The following is a 14,025-nucleotide window of genomic DNA, read 5'->3' on the forward strand; positions in this document are numbered from 1 at the left end:
TGGGTTCACGTAGGCCGGTAGTGGACCAACGGTGAGCCGTTCCTCGCCATCGACGCCATGCAGCGGAGCGACTGGCGCGGCTACAGCAATGACGACTTCGAACGAGTCGTCGACCTGGCTCCAGAGGACACCACGATCTCCGTCGGGTCCGGCAGCGCGGCTCTGGTTGGCGGGGACGGGGTTGTCCGTGACGACAGTTGGATCGAGGTCTTCCAGTCCGAGGATGGCAGCCTCGCCTTCGTACAGGCATCTGGGCCCGACTACCCGACCGTGCTCGCGGCAGCGCTGGAGTATCCGGACGCCGAGGACGACACGGGTCGTGACCTCGTCGTCGGCAGTGGTGGACTGGCGGTCTTCAGCACAGCACTCGACGGCGACGGCGAGTACTCGGCCCCGCTGTCGCCGACGAGGCCAGGGCCAGTGCCGGTCGTGCACGGTCCGCCAGCGCGACAGCCCGACCCGGGCATGCTGATCCAGACGACTGACACCACCACGTATCGGTTCAAGATCCGGTGGTACACCGAACTTGACGACGACGACTGCTTCGCGCGCTGGCTCCTTGTGCCCTCAGGAAGCCAGCATTGACGGTGGGCATGTCTACGGCATGGGGTGGGCGGCGAAGTAGTCCCAGCTGAGGCCGGTCGCGTCGGGTCCGGCCGGGTCGCCGAAGATGCTGCACGAGCAGCCGCCCGGGTACGCGTGCCCGGCGCCGTTGATCATGTACTGGTCGACGATCGCCCGGCCGGCGTTGTCGTGGTAGCGCAGCAGGGTGTAGCTGCGCCCACCCGGCACCTGGCCGTTGACGGTCTGGTCGGGCACGGCGTCGGCTCCGGCGACGGTGGTCCACTGCCCCGCGATCCGGTACGCGGTCGACGGCGGTACGACAAGGTCGTTGGTGCCCTGGAAGATGACGACCGGCACCTTGCGGGCGCGGCTGCCCATCTCGCGCAGCGCCGCCTGGCCGGACTGCTGCGGCGTCGTGAGCTGGAGCGGGTCGCACAGGTACTCGCAGCCCGCGACGATGCTCGCGGCGGCGTAGACGTCGGGGTAGGCGACGGCCATGATGTTGGCCATCACCCCGCCTGCCGAGATGCCGGTGACGTGGACGCGGCGGCGGTCGACGCCGTACTGGCTCACGATGCGGTTGGTGATTCCGGAGATGATCGCCGGTTCGCCGAAGCCGCGACGCTGGTTCGTCGGCAGCATCCAGTTCCAGCAGCCGGCCGGGTTGACCAGGTTGCTCTGGTCCGGCATCACGACGGCGAAGCCCTTCTGCTCCGCGCGGGCGCTCCAGCCGGTGAGGAGGTCGAAGCCGACGTCGTTCTCGGTACAGCCGTGCAGCGCCACGACGAGCGGGATCGGCGTGCCGGGTCGGTAGGTCGAGGGCAGGTAGCCGTGGTAGTCCCGGGTGCCGTAGAGCGAGATGTAGGTGCCGTAGAAGAACGTGCCGGAGGCCGCCTGCGCGGGCTGCGGAGCGACGAAGGCTCCCGTGACGAGGATGAGAGCTGCGGCGAGCGTCCGCAGCCATCGACCAGGGTTGACTGCCATGATCGAACCCCTTCCAAACGGTCGTTTGTTTGGAAGCATCGACGCGTATCACCGCCTCTGTCAAGGCGTCGCCCGTGGGGGTATTGACCGCTGGGGTCGTGGGAGCCGAGACTGACCTTCTTCCAAACGATCGTTCGTGAGGAAATGGGGAAAGTGCGATGGGCGTGGTGCCGAGCCGGGAAGCACAGGGCCGGGTCGCCGGGGACGGGGTGGAGCTGGCGTTCGGGTTCTGGCCGGGACGCGGCCAGCCGATCGTGGCCCTGCACGGGATCACCGCGTCCTACGTTAACTTCGTCGGCATCGCCGAACGGCTGGCCGGACGGCGTCCGCTGCTGGCCCTGGACCTGCGTGGCCGCGGCGGCAGCGACAAGCCGGAGGGCGGCCCCTACGGCATGAGCCAGCATGCCCGGGACGTCGCCGCGGCGATGGCCGCGTTCGGCCTCGACGACTGCGTCGTCGTCGGGCACTCGATGGGCGCGTTCGTGGCGGCGGCCCTGGCAGCCGAGCACCCGGACCGGGTCACGGGCGTCATGATGGTCGACGGCGGGCTACCGCTGACGGCCCCGCCCGGCGTCGACCCGGTCGCGCTGCTGGACGTCGTGCTGGGTCCACAACTGGCCCGGCTCCGGCAGGAGTTCCCGAGCCGGGAGGCGTACCACGACTACTGGCGGCCGCTGCCGGCGTTCCCGGCCGAGGTGTGGGGACCGTGGGTCCACGCGTACCTGGACTACGACCTCGGCGGCACCGCACCACGGCTGCGACCGAGGGCTTCCGAGGCGGCGATTCGCGCGGACTACCTGGACACCCTCGACGCCGACCTGCTGCGTAAGCGGCTGGCCGCGATCGAGGTGCCGGTGACGCTGCTGACCGCCGAGGAGGGCTTCTACCCGGGCCAGCCGCCGCTGTACCCCGATGCGCTCGTGCAGGCGGAGAGCGCGGCCATGGCCCGCTTCGCGCACCAGCGGGTCTCCCCCACCACGCACTACACCATCGCGCTGGCCGACCACGGCGCGACCGTCTGCGCCGACGCGCTGGTCGCGTTCGCCGAGCAGTGCGGCAAGTGAGGTGAACTGCCGGCCATGATGGACATTCCGCTCAACATCTGGACGATGTTCGCCGCCGCCCAGCGGCACTACTTCGACGTCGAGATCGTCACCAGCTTCCCCGACGACTCCCGCCACCGCTACCCCTACGGCCAGTTCGCCGCCCGGGCCCAGCAGCTCATGCACGCCCTCGACAGCCTCGGCCTCGCCGACGACGCGGTCGTCGGGTCCCTGGCGTGGAACGGGTTCCGGCACCTGGAGGCGTACTTCGGCGTACCGGGCAGCGGACGGGTGCTACACACCCTCAACCTGCGCCTCTCCCCGACCGAACTGGCCACGGTCATCGACCACGGCGGCGACGTCGCCATCCTCGTCGACCCCGACCTCGTCCCGCTGCTCGAACAGGCCCGCGCCCTCGGCGGGCTGCGCGACGTCACCCACGTCATCGTGCTCGACGACCACACCCCCGAGGCCAACCTTCCCGGCCTGGTGGCGTACGAACCGCTCATCGCGGGGCAGGTCACCTCCTATCCGCGTACGCCGTGGGCGGAGAGCCGGCCGCTGGGGATCTGCCACACGTCGGGGACGACCGGACGCCCCAAGGGAGTCGTGTACACGCACCGGTCCACGGTCCTGCACGCGCTCGGGGTCGCGTCCGGAGCCGGATTCGCGCTCGGACCCAGCGACTGCGTCCTGCCGATCGTGCCGATGTTCCACGGCAACGCCTGGGGCGTCCCGTACGCCGCGACGATGGTCGGCGCCAAGCAGGTATTCGCGGCCGGACCGTTCACGGCCCAGCGCGTGATCAGCCTGTTGCGCGACGAGCAGGTGACCGTGGCAGCCGGCGTACCGACGATCTGGATCGACGTCGCCGGGCAGCTGCACGGACCCCGGCCCCTGCCCGACCTGCGGCACATCGTCTCCGGCGGGGCGCAGCCGCCCAGTTCGTTGATCGCCCGTTACCGCAAGGACTTCGGCATCCCGATCCTGCAGGCGTGGGGCATGACCGAGACCTCGCCGTTGGCCAGCGTCGCCTGGCCGAAGCACCACCTGCGGGGCCTGCCGGACGAGGAGTTCATCGAGCAGGCCGCGTCCCAGGCGGGCCTCCCGGTGCCGACGGTCGACCTGTCCATCCGCGACGGCGACGGCGCCGAGGTCGTCTGGGACGGCGAACAGCTCGGCGACCTCTACGTTCGTGGTCCCTGGGTGGCCGACAGCTACCTGCACGGCGACGGCGTCGAACAGTTCACCGGCGGCTGGTTCCGCACCGGCGACGTCGCGGTCGGCTCTCCCGGTGGCTACTTCCGCATCGCCGACCGCACCAAGGATCTGATCAAGTCCGGCGGCGAGTGGATCTCCTCGGTCGACATGGAGGCGGCGCTGATGGCGCACCCCGACGTCGTCGAGGCCGCCGTGATCGCGATCCCCGACCCCAAGTGGCTGGAGCGGCCGCTCGCCTGCGTCGTCCCCGGCGAGAACGCCGTCCCGACCCTGGACCAGCTCCACGAGCACCTGACCGCCCACGGGTTCGCCCGGTGGCAACTGCCCGACCGCGTCGAGTTCCTCGACCAGATCCCAAGGACCAGCGTCGGCAAGTTCGACAAGAAGGCGCTGCGGGCCAGGTTTCCCGCCTGACGAACCGGTGTGCCAGGGTAGGGACACGTTCGTCGAGTACGGCGGGAAGGAGCAGGAGGCGTGGCTCGTAGGCGTCCGGCCGCTGCCGCCGACACCGCCCGGCTGCTGACCGAGATCGTCGCTGCCAGCCCACCGGCTCAGGACGCGACGGATCCCCTGCCACCGCGCGCGACGGCGGGCGGCACCCTTCGCCGCCTCCAGGCGGAGGCGCTGCGCCAGTTCGCGGCCCGGGGCTACCACGCCGTCTCGGTGCGCGACCTGGCGGCGGGCGTGGGCATCCACCCGAGTTCGATCTACGCCCACGTGCCGTCGAAGGCCGGCCTGCTGGCCGACCTGCTGCGCCTCGGGCACGTCGAACACCGCGACCGGCTGCGGCAGGCCCTCCTCGACTGCGGGTCCGACCCCGGCGACCAGGTGGCCGCGCTCACCCGGGCCCACGTCCGCATGCACGCCGAGTACCCACTGCTGGCCCGGGTCGCCAACCGCGAACTCGGCACCCTGGACGGCACGGCCCGCGACGAGATCACCGCCGTCCGCCTGGACTCCGAGCGGCTGTTCCTGGACGTCGTCAACCGGGGTCGACAGCTCGGCGCGTTCGGCGCCGAGGTCGACCCGCTGATCGCCGTCGCCGCCATCGGCGCCATGGGCATCCGGGTCGCCGAATGGTGGAACCCGACCCTGGGCATCACCGTCGACGACCTCGCCGACCAGTACGCCACCCTCGCCGGCAACATGCTGCGCTGATCCGGCGGCCCGGGTGCGGCGGCCGCCGAATACTCCGGCCTGCCACGCGACCGGACGGTGATCATGGAGTCCCCGATCGAGGTGTAGCGGGCGTCCGCCGGACGCAGCACGTGCCTACCCTGAGGACCGTGAACACCCGGCAGCGGAAGAAGCTCACCAAGCGCCTGATGGAGGCGGTGCTACGCGACGACGCGGTGGTCGCCGGCGCCCTCCTGCGCGACGGAGCGGACCCCGACGCGGCCGACCGCGAGGGCACACCGCGCACCGGGGCGGCCCCTTCGCGTACTACGCACCCGAGGCGCGAGCGGCCAGCGGCTACCCGGCGCTCTCGAAAGGGTCACGCCCGATCAGGTCCAGGCATGCCCCAGCCACGTCGACGCTCCCGCCCCTCGCCACGTCCTCCATGACGTGCTCGAACAGGGGACCCTTCCCAGGAAGGCCCGACCGCCGGCGGGTCCACTTTCGGAGGTGGCACGTCCGACCGGGTGGGTTCCCGACCGGTGATCCTCCGGATCACGTCGCCCACGGGGACCGGCTCCCCGGGGTGGGCGGCTTCGTACTCCTGCAGGGCACGAACGCCCCTCGTCCGCGCCGAGCCGGAACGACCAGCCCTGTCCTCCGGCTGTCGGCTTGTTGTCAGTCATGTCGGCACGGTATGGAGACCACCCGGTCGACACTATCTGCAATCTGACCGCACGTGCCGGCAACCGCACTGTGAGTGCGTCCCCGGCCTCTCACCGCATGTCTTCGGTCATCGCCGTCGCGGTCGGCCGGTACCGCACGTTCACGACCGACGTCGGGGCCACCCTCGCCGGCCCGCCCTGGCGCCACCCCGGCGTACGCCAGACGCGCCCGCCGCCAACCACGCACCGTCACGGCTAGTGACGCGCCGGGATGCCGGGGCACGCGGAAACACCCGCTGCCACCAATGCGCATTAGCACCGAGGACCGAAAGCGAGCCTCGCGGGCCAGCCCGGTCGATGTCAAGAGGATGACGCAAGATTTCAGGTCGATGAACTCCCTGAACTAATGCGGATTAGCGACCGGCCCTGACCGCCGCCGCCGAGGCGGCGCGCCGCGATCCCGCCATAGGGGGCGCTCTAGTCGCAACCTCTTGACAGGGCAACCGCCGCCCAGCAAGATTCGAGAAACGTAGTTAGTAATACGTATTAGCAAGCCGTTCCGAGTCGCCCGCAGGCAACCCACGCCCTGCGGATACATCACGGAGTGTCACGTTGAGCTCTGCCAGTCATCGGCATCGCGGCAGCCGTGGGCCGACGACGAATCATGTCCGCGTTCCCTCATCGACGCCCGCCCCCGTACCGCCCGTCCCGGTACCGCCCAGCGTCCGATCCCGCCCCTGAAAAGGAAAAGGCATGACGAGAACATCCCTCGTACCGCGCCGTCGCGCCGCCGCCGCAGCGGCCAGCGCCGGGCTGCTGGTCACCGCCCTCGCCGGCGCCCCGCCGGCCGCCGCCGACCCAGCCTTCGCCTTCCCGCAGTTCAGCTACGTCGACAACGCCTTCGACAAGAGCACCCTCAACTACAACCCGACCAACGAGTTCATCTTCCCGAGCATCATCCGGGCCGCCGACTACTTCCCGAACCCCCTCGGCACCTACTACCTGTACTACGCCCCCCACGAGCGCCCCGGCGGAATCGCCCTGGCCTACGCCGACTCGATCAACGGGCCTTGGACCGAGTACGCCGCCAACCCGCTGATCAGCAACACCTGGCTACCGCACTACTCGACGGTCAGCCACGTCTCCTCGCCGCACGCGATCTGGATCGAGGGCGAGCGGAAGCTCTTCCTCTACTACCACGGCGAGAACTCCATCACCCGGTACGCCACCTCCGACGACGGCATCCACTTCAGCTACGGCGGCACTGCTGTCAGCCGGGACGCCACCACCGGTGGCGAGACCTCCTACGCCCGGGTCTTCGAACAGTCGGTACCCCGACTGGGTACGCGCTACCTGATGCTGTTCATGGACAACCCCACAGCGGCGTCGCCCGGACCGACCGGACCCGTGTCGCGCCGGATCCGCTGGGCGGTTTCCCACGACGCGAGGACGTGGACGATCCAACCGGATCCGATCGTGACACCCCGGGGCGTCCAGGGCCCGAACGCCTCGGGCCCGTTCTTCCTGCGCTGGGACAACCGCAACCTGGTGATCTTCCACGCGGCCGACGGCAACATGCACGCCGTCGACGTCGGTGACGACTTCGACCAGGAGACCCACCTCGGACTGGTGCACGACTCGATGACCGGTGCGCCGGACCTGGGCCGCTCGGCCGCACCCACCTTCTACTTCGACGGCCAGACCGTGCACATGTACTACGAGGCGGGCGGGCGGCTCACCGCCACGATCGGCCACGCGGTGGCCACCCTGGCCGAACCGCCGCCCACCCGTACGGTGGACTGCGTGGTGGACCGACCGGTGCTCTGGCCCCCGAACCACCGCATGGTCGATGTCACCGTGGCGGCGGATCTGCCCGACGGCGTGCTCGGCCCGAACGCGCTCACCCTGACCGGGGTCACCGGCGGTGCGGCTGACGACGTCGAGGATTTCGTCGACGGAACGCCGGACTTCAGCGGGCAACTCCGCGCAACTCGCCCCGGCAACGGCGGCGACCGGGTCTACCACCTGACCTACGCCGGCCACGACGAGGTCGGCCGTCCGCTCGGCTGCACCGTCACCGTCACCGTTCCCCACGACCAGAGCACCAGCTGACCCGGCGGTCGCACCACAGGGCCCGGTCCCGGCACCCCGTCCACGGCGGACCAGGACCGGGCCCGCCCCTACCGCGACTCGATGGTCGGACGTTCCGGGCCGGCGGTTCTCCGCCGACCTCGCCCACCACGTGACGCATCGGTCCGGTGTCGTCCGGGTGAGCAGCAGCGCCGGTCAGGCGTTCAGGGCGGACAGCGCGGTGAGCAGGTAGAGACAGCCACCGATCATCACCGCGATGCCGGCGAGGAGGGGAATCCACGTCGCGAGCATCGAGGCCAGCGGCCAGCGCCGGGTCCGGGTCGCCACCAGCGCGAAACCGCGGATGGTCACCACACCGACGCCGGTCAGGGTGAGCGCCATGCCGACCCCGAACGCGATGACCAGGACGACCGCGTCGAGCGCACGACCGGTGAGCAGCCCGCTCACCAGCACGATGAAGGCCGACGGCGACGGCAGGAGCCCGCCCGACAGCGCGAGGGCGATCAGTCCCCGCCGGGACCACGGGTCGGTCAACTCCTCGTGGTGGTGGTGATGTCCGTGCTCCTCGTGGTGGTGCTGCCCGTGCGAAGTGGACTCGCTGTGCGCGTCGGAATCGTCGGAGGCGTGCTCGACCGCGTGGGAGTGGTGGGCGTGGGCGTGCACCGGCGCGTGGGAGTGCGAATGACCGTGAGAATGGGAATGGCCGTGGGAGTGGGAGTGACCCCGTCCCCGGAGCTGACGGTAGGTCAGGTTGGCGCCGACGCCGACCACCACCAGGCCGGTGGCCGCCTGCACGGGGTGCAGTAGGCCGAGCTTTGACGATCTCTCCGCCCTAAAGGGCGGAGATTCCCTCCACGCTGCGCGTGGAACACGCGGCGTCCGGGCGGATTCCTGCTTCTCGACGCGAGGTCGGCCGCGGTGCCGGCACAAGTGCCGGTCTTACCCGAGTTCCACAGGCGTTTGAGTTGTCCCAGCGTCCCTGGGCCAACACGTTGATCGCCGCATTGACGTCCCGGTCGTGGACCGCGCCACACAGGCAGGCCCACGACCGGACGGACAGCGGCTTGGGTCCGTCGATCCGGCCGCATACCGAGCACGTCTGTGACGTCGGTGCGAACCGGTCGATCTTCCCTAAGGTTCGCCCCCAGCGGGCGGCCTTGTACTCCAACATGCCGACGAACGACGACCATCCGGCGTCGTGGACGGACTTCGCCAGCCGGGTCCGGCCGAGACCGACGACGCACAGGTCCTCGACGTACACCGCTTGGTTTTCGCGGATGATCCGTGTCGAGAGCTTGTGCTGCCAGTCCCGCCGGGTGTCGGCGACCCGAGCATGAGCGCGGGCGACCTTCACGACGGCCTTCTTGCGGTTGTTGCTGCCCCGCTGCTTGCGGGTCAGATCCTGTTGCAGCCGCTTGAGCTTGCGCGCCGCGCGGCGCAGGAACTTCGGCGCGGTGACCTTCGTGCCATCCGAGAGCACTGCGAAGTGCGTCAGGCCCAGGTCGATCCCGACCTCGGAGTCCAGCTCGGGCAGCGCCTCGTCCGTCGTGGTCACCACGAACGAGGCGAAGTGCCGGCCCGCCGCGTCCTTGACGATCGTGACCGAGCTGGGGTCGGACGGCAGGCCCCGTGACCAGCGGACGTCCAGGTCGCCGATCTTCGGGAGCCGGAGCCGGCCGTTGTCCAGCACCTTGAAGCGGGCGTTGGCGGTAAACCGGATCGCCTGCCGGTTGTCCTTCCGCGAGCGGAACTTTGGCGGGGCCACCCGGCGTCCCTTGCGCTTGCCGGTGACCGAGGCGAAGAAGTTGCGGTACGCCACGTTCAGATCGGCCAGCGCCTGTTGCAGGACGACGGCGGAGACCTCGCCCAGCCACTCCCGCTCCGGGGTCAGCTTGGCCTGAGTGATGACCTGCTTGGACAGGTCCCCGTCCGAGACGTACGGCAAGCCCTGCTCGCGGGCCTCCTGCCGTGCGCGCAGCCCGTCGTTGAACACCACCCGCGCGCACCCGAACGCCTTCGCCAGCTCGATCTGCTGGCCGGGCGTCGGATAGACGCGGAAGTTGTACCGGAGCTGCACGGAGGACATTGCACCATGTTGGTTTATGGCTGATCTTGCAGGCATCCGCACTGGTAGACACTGTGTTTTCGCGATGCACGTCCACTTGGTTTTCGTGACGAAGTTCCGGCACAAGGTGTTCGCCGACCGGCACCTCTCCCGCATGGAGGCGATCATGCGGGACGTGTGCGCCGACTTCGAGGCCGAGCTGGTGGAGTTCAACGGCGAGAACAACCACGTCCACCTGCTGGTCAACTTCCCTCCCAAGGTGGCGGTGGCCCGGCTGGTCAACTCCCTCAAGGGCGTCTCCTCGCGCCGCTTGCGACAGGAGTTCCCCGACCTGACGCGGCACTACTACCGGGCCAACAAGCTCTGGTCAGGCTCGTACTTCGCAGGCTCCGTGGGCGGGGCACCGCTGAGCGTCGTGAAGCAGTACATCGAGCAGCAGAACCGGCCCGGTTAGGGCACTGCTCGGGCCTTGGCGGCCCTCCCAGCGCGGGCTCTCACCCCCGGCCTGAAGGCCGGAGCACTGGCCCGCATTCCGGTAGCGGGTCCACAGTGGCGACCAGAAAGTACCGCCCGAATACCGGACAGCACCCCACAACCACCCAGACCTACGGACACCACGCCGATATCGCGACCGTCGAGGACGGGCTCGCCACCCGCGCACGGCGCTGAACACGACGGCGCAGGGTCCATGATCACAAATCGATCATGGACCCTGCGCCGCTACCGCCGACCTGTGGTACACGGCGATCGAGGACACCGAGGGCGGCCAGACTCGCCTCTACAGGGGCACGCCGGAGGTCAGCTGACCACCAGATTTCACTGTCTCACGACCGTCACGCCCTTGACGTAGTGGGCCTTCACCTTGTCCGGGATGAGCGCACGATCGTAGACGGCGACCTCCGACATCCATCCGCCGAAGGGGTTCCCCGCGTCGTCACCTCGTGCCCCGATCTTCAGCGAGGCAGCCCCGTCGGTCGGCACCCGGCTCATCGGCACGGACGCGCGCTCGGTGCCGTCGAGATAGATCTTGAGCGTCGAGCCGTCGAAGACGGACACCAGGTGGTGCCAACCCCACTGCAACACGGGGGCACCGGCCGGACCGGTGGTGGAGAGGGTGTCCGAGAGGTTCATCGCCGCCGGCCGGTTCCTCGCGCCCAGGCGCAGGAGGTACCCGTTGCGCGCGGGCGCGTCGTACTTCTCCAGCACGCCCTGGTCGCCGCCCTCCCGGACGTAGACCCATGCCTCCAGGGCATAGGGGCCGGTCAGGCTCAGGCTCGCCGAGTCGGGCACCTCGATGTAGCCGCCCTCAAGGCTCATCGACCGGCTGTTCTCGTCAGCCAGCGGTCCCGGCTGCCCCTGGGTCACGGTTCCCCGGACAACCCCGTCGTTGCCGTGCCCGGACTTGTCGAGCACCGTCCCCCCGGAGTCGTCGAGCCGCCAGTAACCGACGGCGCCGTCGGCTCGCACCAGGTCCGAGTAGGTCCCGGAAGCCGGCCGGGCCACCGTCACGGTCGTGGTGAACGCCCTCGGCTCCCCGCCGTCCGGGCGGGCGGTCATGGTGATCCGGTAGTCACCGGGCGCCGCGTCAGCCGGGACCGAGACGCGGGTGCGGACCTCCTGCCAGGCGAGCCCGTTCTTGGCGTTACGGGCGAACGGGGTCTGCCCGGACCCGGACGTCCAGCCCTTCGGCAGGTCCACCGAGATCCGGCCCTCGACGGCACCGGTCCCGGACATCTCGACGAGCATCCCCAGGTCGGTCGTCGCCCCTGGTGCCACCATGGTCGCCAGTTCCGCCGAGACGACCTGCGCCCTGGAGACCGGGGTCACCGGAACCGGCGACACGGTCGCGCGAACGGTCGTCGTTCCGGTGCCCGGGACGGTCACGACGTCGCCCTGGATGGCCACTGCCCTGCCGTTGACCGTCGCGCCGTCCAGCCGGTAGCCCGCAGGCAGCCGTAGGTGCAGCTTGACCCGCTGGAGTTCGGGCCGCCCCGCCGCAGCGGGTGGTGGCGTGATCGTGGCTTCGATCGTGCCCCGGGCGACCTTCGAGGTGACGGAGTAGGTCACCGGCCCGAACAGGGTCGGCAGTTTGGTGACCCCGACCGTCTGCCCGTTGGCCAGCCACGGCTTGGGCGTCGCCGGCGCGAGGTCGAGTTCGGTCGGCACACCCGCGGCGTCGAGGGTCTCGTTGACGAGCATCCCCCGCAGCGCCTTGAGGTACGTGGCGTTGTTCGGTGACAGGGGTGCCCGGAACTGGGAGCGGTAGTACTCCATCGGGCACGGTGCGACGGTTTCGCCCTCGCCTCCGATGAACGTGTTGCGGGTGAAGCTCTGGGCGAGCATGCCGTAGAACGTCAGCCCGATCCGGTCGGCATCACCGATCTGGTCGAGGTACTTGAGGTAGGACCAGCCGTACTGCTGGTCGACGCCGCTGGAGCGGTAACCGTCCGCTGCGGGCCACGGGCCAGCCGGGCGGGTCTGGCACGCCTCGACCGGCTCACCGGAGAGGTTGAACCGGGTGAGCCCGAGGAACAGGCCGCCGTGGTTGTTGAGGAACGCCGTCAGGCCCTTCCCGAGCGGGCTGTCGGGATCGATCAGGCCGCTGCCCAGCGCATACGGCATGATGAGGTTCCAGTAGCTGCCGTGCTGCGAGTCCGTGATCATGCCGGCCGGATCGAAGTCGTTCGGATCGAGCAGCGCGATGGGCACGAAGACCGAGCCGTCGGGCAGCTGCGTCTTGCTCCGGTTGATCGCGTCGAGGGTCGCGGCGCGCAGCCCGTCGGCCTGTGCGGTGAAGGCGGCTGCGTCGTCGGGGCGCCCGATGAGACGTAGTACGACGCCCATGTCACGCAGGCCCCGCCACACGTCGGCCTGGTGGTGGATGCCATGGGCCTTGGTGCTGTTGTCGGAGTAGAGGCTCGTCTTGGCGAGCAGCCCGTTGGGGTCGTTGGTCCGCTGCTTCGCGATGTCGGCGAGCCACGCCGTGAAGGCGGCGAGGTGGGTGGTGATGAGCGCGGTGTCGCCGGTCTGGAGGACGTACCGCGCGGCCGCCTGGAGCTTGATGCCCCGCTCCCAGGTCGTGAACCCGTCGAGGTACTGCCCCCGGACGAGGAACTCGTCCATCGTCTGCCGGGTGCGCGGCGCGTAGCCGAAGTCGCCGAGCGACCCCACCGTGGCCACCACCTCGGGGATCCACGCGAACTTCGGGTCGTCGGGCAACTCGTAGCCGTTGCCGACCGTGAGGTTGTAGCCCATGACGAGGTTGTTCAGCAGCATGGACCGCATGGCGTCGGCGGCGTACTTCTCCGGAATCTGCACCCCGCTGCCGGTGTCGAGCTGGCCCTTCCAGTAGGCGATCATCTGCGCCCGCCTGGCGTCGTATCCGCTCTTGTCCATGACGACCGTCCCGAGCGCCTGAGGCTGGTTCATCAGGAGCAGGTGGACCTCTGCCGGGCCCTGACTGAGGTCGAGGGTGTAGGTCAGATCCGGTGCGGTCCACGCCGCCTGGCCGCTGTGGGCGAGCGCGAGCTTGTCGCCCACCTTGAGGTTGTTCTCGGCAGCCGCGGCCCCGGCGACGTTCATGCCGTTCAGGTTGACGCGGAGGGTGGCCGACGTCTGGCCGGAGTTCCCCGGCCGGACGGTGAAGCGGATCATGCTCATGAGCCGGGCGGAGTCGGAGAACCGCGTGACGAAGGACTCTCGTTCGTAGACCCGTCCCTGGCGGTCGGTGTACTGGTTCTGCAGCACGGGCTGGAAGCCATCGGCGAGCGTCGGCTCCTTGAGCCTGGTCTCGGCCGACCCGTAGAGTTCGGCCCCGTCGCCGACGTAGAACTTGACCCACTGCCGGGTCCGCGCGTCGGCGAAATCCGAGTTGATCTGGCTTCCGTCGGTGAAGTGGAAGCTGAAGTCCCGTTGCGCGCTGAAGTTCTTGAGGTCCGGCATCGGGTACGTCAACGGCAGGTTGTTCCACCGGGTGTCGTGCCAGAAGTCGTCGCCGTGGTTGGCCGGTACGAGAAGGTCCTGCATGTTCGCCATCGTCGGGCCACCGGGCAGCGCCATGAGCTGCTCGCCCCACGTGTCGGTCCCCTGCCGCAGGGCCGCCTGGACACGTTCGACGTATCCGTCCGGGAACACCGGCTGGTCCGGTCGACCGCCGATCGGCCCGTCAGGCATGTCGCCCGAAGCCGGAGCCGCTGCGGTGACCGGCGCCTGGACGCCTCCCCCGGCCGCGAGACAGACCACCAGGAGTGCAGCCACGCGTGCCCATCGGTTCGTG

At 69.7% G+C, this 14,025-nt stretch carries 10 protein-coding genes; 6 read left to right on the plus strand and 4 right to left on the minus strand.

Features of this window, described 5'->3' with window-relative positions; all coding sequences use genetic code 11:
• Positions 1-57 precede the first annotated feature (57 nt).
• Positions 58-585: a hypothetical protein gene (locus IGA62_RS00675; protein ID WP_232624833.1), complete on the plus strand. Its 528-nt coding sequence runs from the start codon at positions 58-60 to the stop codon at positions 583-585.
• Between the two features lie 12 nt (positions 586-597).
• Here IGA62_RS00675 and IGA62_RS00680 read toward each other — a convergent pair whose 3' ends face one another.
• Complete coding sequence (locus tag IGA62_RS00680) at positions 598-1,548, minus strand: extracellular catalytic domain type 1 short-chain-length polyhydroxyalkanoate depolymerase (protein WP_186499794.1); 951 nt, start codon at positions 1,546-1,548, stop codon at positions 598-600.
• Positions 1,549-1,706: 158 nt separating this feature from the next.
• Here IGA62_RS00680 and IGA62_RS00685 point away from each other — a divergent pair, with 158 nt between their 5' ends.
• The 4 genes from IGA62_RS00685 to IGA62_RS00700 all read left to right on the plus strand — a co-directional run bounded on the left by IGA62_RS00685 (position 1,707) and on the right by IGA62_RS00700 (position 7,705).
• Entirely contained in the window at positions 1,707-2,612 is a 906-nt protein-coding gene (locus IGA62_RS00685; RefSeq protein ID WP_145817163.1) for an alpha/beta fold hydrolase, read from the plus strand.
• Positions 2,613-2,627: 15 nt separating this feature from the next.
• Positions 2,628-4,226 (plus strand): long-chain-fatty-acid--CoA ligase, encoded by a 1,599-nt coding sequence (locus IGA62_RS00690; protein WP_145817161.1) that lies wholly within the window; start codon positions 2,628-2,630, stop codon positions 4,224-4,226.
• 60 nt (positions 4,227-4,286) lie between these two features.
• On the plus strand, positions 4,287-4,970 hold the full coding sequence (locus IGA62_RS00695; protein ID WP_145817159.1) for a TetR/AcrR family transcriptional regulator: 684 nt from the start codon (positions 4,287-4,289) through the stop codon (positions 4,968-4,970).
• Between the two features lie 1,376 nt (positions 4,971-6,346).
• Positions 6,347-7,705 carry a glycoside hydrolase family protein gene (locus tag IGA62_RS00700; protein ID WP_145817157.1) on the plus strand — a complete coding sequence of 453 codons (1,359 nt, stop codon included), beginning with the start codon at positions 6,347-6,349 and terminating at the stop codon, positions 7,703-7,705.
• Between the two features lie 174 nt (positions 7,706-7,879).
• Here the strand turns inward: IGA62_RS00700 and IGA62_RS00705 are convergent, their stop codons facing one another.
• Together IGA62_RS00705 and IGA62_RS00710 are read right to left on the minus strand one after the other, a co-directional pair.
• Entirely contained in the window at positions 7,880-8,479 is a 600-nt protein-coding gene (locus IGA62_RS00705; RefSeq protein WP_222433303.1) for a hypothetical protein, read from the minus strand.
• 37 nt (positions 8,480-8,516) lie between these two features.
• The gene (locus tag IGA62_RS00710; RefSeq protein WP_232625021.1) at positions 8,517-9,806 is read right to left on the minus strand and encodes an RNA-guided endonuclease InsQ/TnpB family protein; all 1,290 of its coding nucleotides are present in this window, start codon (positions 9,804-9,806) and stop codon (positions 8,517-8,519) included.
• On the opposite strand from IGA62_RS00710, the gene tnpA reads away from it, so the two are divergent.
• A complete protein-coding gene (tnpA, locus tag IGA62_RS00715) occupies positions 9,787-10,203 on the plus strand; it encodes an IS200/IS605 family transposase (protein WP_145817155.1) in 417 nt (138 codons plus the stop codon). The two genes, IGA62_RS00710 and tnpA, sit on opposite strands and share 20 nt — an antisense overlap.
• Positions 10,204-10,565: 362 nt before the next feature.
• Here tnpA and IGA62_RS00720 read toward each other — a convergent pair whose 3' ends face one another.
• Positions 10,566-13,922 carry a LamG-like jellyroll fold domain-containing protein gene (locus IGA62_RS00720; protein WP_145817153.1) on the minus strand — a complete coding sequence of 1,119 codons (3,357 nt, stop codon included), beginning with the start codon at positions 13,920-13,922 and terminating at the stop codon, positions 10,566-10,568.
• Positions 13,923-14,025: the final 103 nt, after the last annotated feature.

Source organism: Micromonospora sagamiensis (assembly GCF_014680085.1).
GTDB classification, from domain to species: Bacteria; Actinomycetota; Actinomycetes; order Mycobacteriales; family Micromonosporaceae; genus Micromonospora; species Micromonospora inyonensis.